The organism is Propioniciclava sp. (assembly GCF_029977985.1).
Lineage (GTDB): Bacteria > Actinomycetota > Actinomycetes > Propionibacteriales > Propionibacteriaceae > Propioniciclava.
The window spans coordinates 1-2,779 of record NZ_JARKOT010000074.1 but is presented as its reverse complement, the minus strand read 5'-3'; the positions used below and the strand labels follow the sequence as shown (position 1 = coordinate 2,779).

General features: G+C 67.6%; 2 protein-coding genes. One reads left to right on the top strand and one right to left on the bottom strand.

The window, feature by feature from the left end; genetic code table 11:
• Positions 1-445: 445 nt before the first annotated feature.
• Positions 446-1,876, bottom strand: coding sequence for a type I glutamate--ammonia ligase (gene glnA, locus Q1K57_RS04450; protein ID WP_300079419.1), 1,431 nt, complete (start codon positions 1,874-1,876; stop codon positions 446-448).
• A gap of 214 nt (positions 1,877-2,090) precedes the next feature.
• Between glnA and Q1K57_RS04445 the strand changes: the two genes are divergently transcribed.
• Positions 2,091-2,525: an RDD family protein gene (locus Q1K57_RS04445; RefSeq protein WP_300079417.1), complete on the top strand. Its 435-nt coding sequence runs from the start codon at positions 2,091-2,093 to the stop codon at positions 2,523-2,525.
• Positions 2,526-2,779: the final 254 nt, after the last annotated feature.

Below are 2,779 nucleotides of genomic sequence, written 5' to 3'. Positions count from 1 at the left end.
GCACGGAGCGTCCCGTCGCGACCGGCCCGGAACCCGGCACCCATCCGCCGCTGACGCCGCGTCCCTGAGGGGTCGCTCGTTGCTGGGAAACCATGGTTTCGACAAGCTCAACCAGCGAACGCCACCCCGACCGGCGCGCCTCGGTGTCCGCACGAAACCCCCGCTGAGCATGCACGCCGGCTAGTCGCACATACGCCGCGCAGACCCGGCGTATGAGCACCCAAGCGGCGTACGTCCCGGTCGAACCGGCGTAAGTGCACCCAACCGGCGTACAAGCGCCCAAGCGGCGTCGATGGCCCCGACGGTCGAGCGGACCCTGGACCGCATGCGGGATCGCTGCCGGGGGCTGCAGGCGGGCCTGCGTCGACTTCCCTGCGTCCGAATGGGAGGGGCTCCCGACCTGCAGCGCGCAGGTCGGGAGCCCCTTGTCGGCCGAGTGGTCGGCTCAGATGTCGTAGTACATCTCGAACTCGTGCGGGTGCGGGCGGAAGCGCAGGGCGTTGATGTCCTCGCGCTTGAGCTCGACCCACGTCTCGATGAGGTCGGCGGTGAACACGTCGCCGGCCAGCAGGAAGTCGTGGTCGGCCTCCAGTGCGTTCAAGGCCTCCTCGAGCGAACCGGGCACGGTCGCGATCTCCGCGTGCTCCTCGGGCGGCAGCTCGTAGAGGTCCTTGTCGACCGGCGCGGGCGGCTCGATCTTGTTCGCGATGCCGTCGAGACCGGCCAGCAGCATCGCGGCGAACGCGAGGTACGGGTTGGCCGACGGGTCGGGGCAGCGGAACTCCATGCGCTTCGCCTTGGGCGACGGGCCGGTGATCGGGATGCGGATACACGCCGACCGGTTGCGCTGGCTGTACACCAGGTTGACCGGCGCCTCGAAGCCCGGGACCAACCGGTGGTAGGAGTTCGCCGTCGGGTTGGTGAACGCCAGCAGCGCCGGCGCGTGGGCGAGGATGCCCCCGATGTACCACCGGGCGATGTCGGACAGGCCCGCGTAGCCGGCCTCGTCGGCGAACAGCGGATCGCCGTTCTTCCAGATGGACTGGTGCACGTGCATGCCCGAGCCGTTGTCGCCGAAGATCGGCTTCGGCATGAAGGTGGCGGTCTTGCCGGCCTCCCACGCCGTGTTCTTGATGACGTACTTGTACTTCATCAGGTTGTCGGCGGCGGTGAGCAGTTCGGCGAACTTGACGGCGATCTCGCCCTGGCCGGCGGTGCCGACCTCGTGGTGGGCGCGCTCGATCTCCAGGCCGACGCCGATCAGGTTGCGCACCATGTCGTCGCGCAGATCACCGAAGTGGTCGACCGGAGCCACCGGGAAGTAGCCGCCCTTGTACTTGACCTTGTAACCGCGGTTGACCCGGCCGTCGACGTCGTTCTCGGAGCCGGTCGCCCACGCGCCTGCCTCCGACTCGATGAAGTAGTAGCCGGCGTTCTGCTTGGTCTCGAAGCGCACGGAGTCGAACACGTAGAACTCGGCCTCGGGGCCCATGAAGGCCGTGTCGCCGATGCCGGTGCTCTTCAGGTATTCCTGCGCCTTGCGGGCGATGTTCCGCGGATCGCGGCTGTACGGCTCCTTGGTGATCGGGTCGTGCACGAACCAGTTCATGACGAGCGTCTTGCTCTTGCGGAACGGGTCGACGAACGCCGTCGTCGGGTCGGGCATGAGTGCCATGTCCGACTCGTGGATCTTCTGGAAGCCACGGATCGAGCTGCCGTCGAAGCTGAGGCCCTCCTCGAACACGTCGGCCGTGAGGAACACAGAAGGCACGGTGAAGTGCTGCATGACACCGGGCAGGTCGCAGAAGCGAACGTCGATCGTCTCGATCTCGTTCTCGGCCACGAACGCCAGCAGGTCGTCGGCGCCTTGGAACATCTTTCCTCCGAAAGGTAGGGATTGGACGCCCGCGAATCTAGTGCCCCGGCATCACCGTCCATTTACGTCCATGTTTCAGCGGTGTTACCCCACACCCGGGGGCGCTGGCCACTCAGAACCCCCGTCGGTGGTGGCGTCATGTGCCTGGCTACTGGGTTTACCTGCCTTCTGGCCCTCCGAGGTGGACGCCGCCGGCGGCGGTAGGCTCGGGGGCGTGAGTGACCACCTCGTGGACGCGGACGCCTCGTATCCCGGGCAGTCCCTCGGCCTGCCCGAGGACGGTCGCGGCGCACTCGCCCCGTGGTCGGCACGCGTCGGCGCGCTTGTCATCGACTGGGGCGCGTCCATGGCCGTCGCCGTGGGGGCCTTCGGCGGCGGCGTCCTCACCGAACGGGGCTGGCGGGCGTGGACCGTCCTGACCGTCTTCGTGCTCCAGAAGGCACTCCTCACCGCCTTGACCGGCAGCAGCTTCGGGCAACTCATCACCGGCATCGGGGTCACCCGCGTCGGCGGCGAACCGGTGGGTTGGGTGCGCGCGTTTGCCCGTGCGGTCATGGTCGGGCTGGTGCTGCCCGCAGTGGTGGTCGGCACGGACCGGCGCGGCCTCGACGACCTGGCGCTCGACACGCTCGTCGTGCGCCGGCGCTGAGCCCACGATCGGTTCACTTTCACTTCGCCACTTGGGGTGTTGTGGCGCCGGAGTTGCACTTCGATAACGAAACGACATCGTTGCCCCGCCTGCTCTGGGACGCGTGGAAATGCCTGTGTACGGTGCTGGGCACGAAGATCACACTGTCTCCTCGTCCGGGACAGCGTGGCGACGGAGCCTCCGATCGGAGGCGTATCACCACATGGAGGAACATTGAGCAAGCGCAAGCTCATGGCAGTGGCCGCGACCGCTGT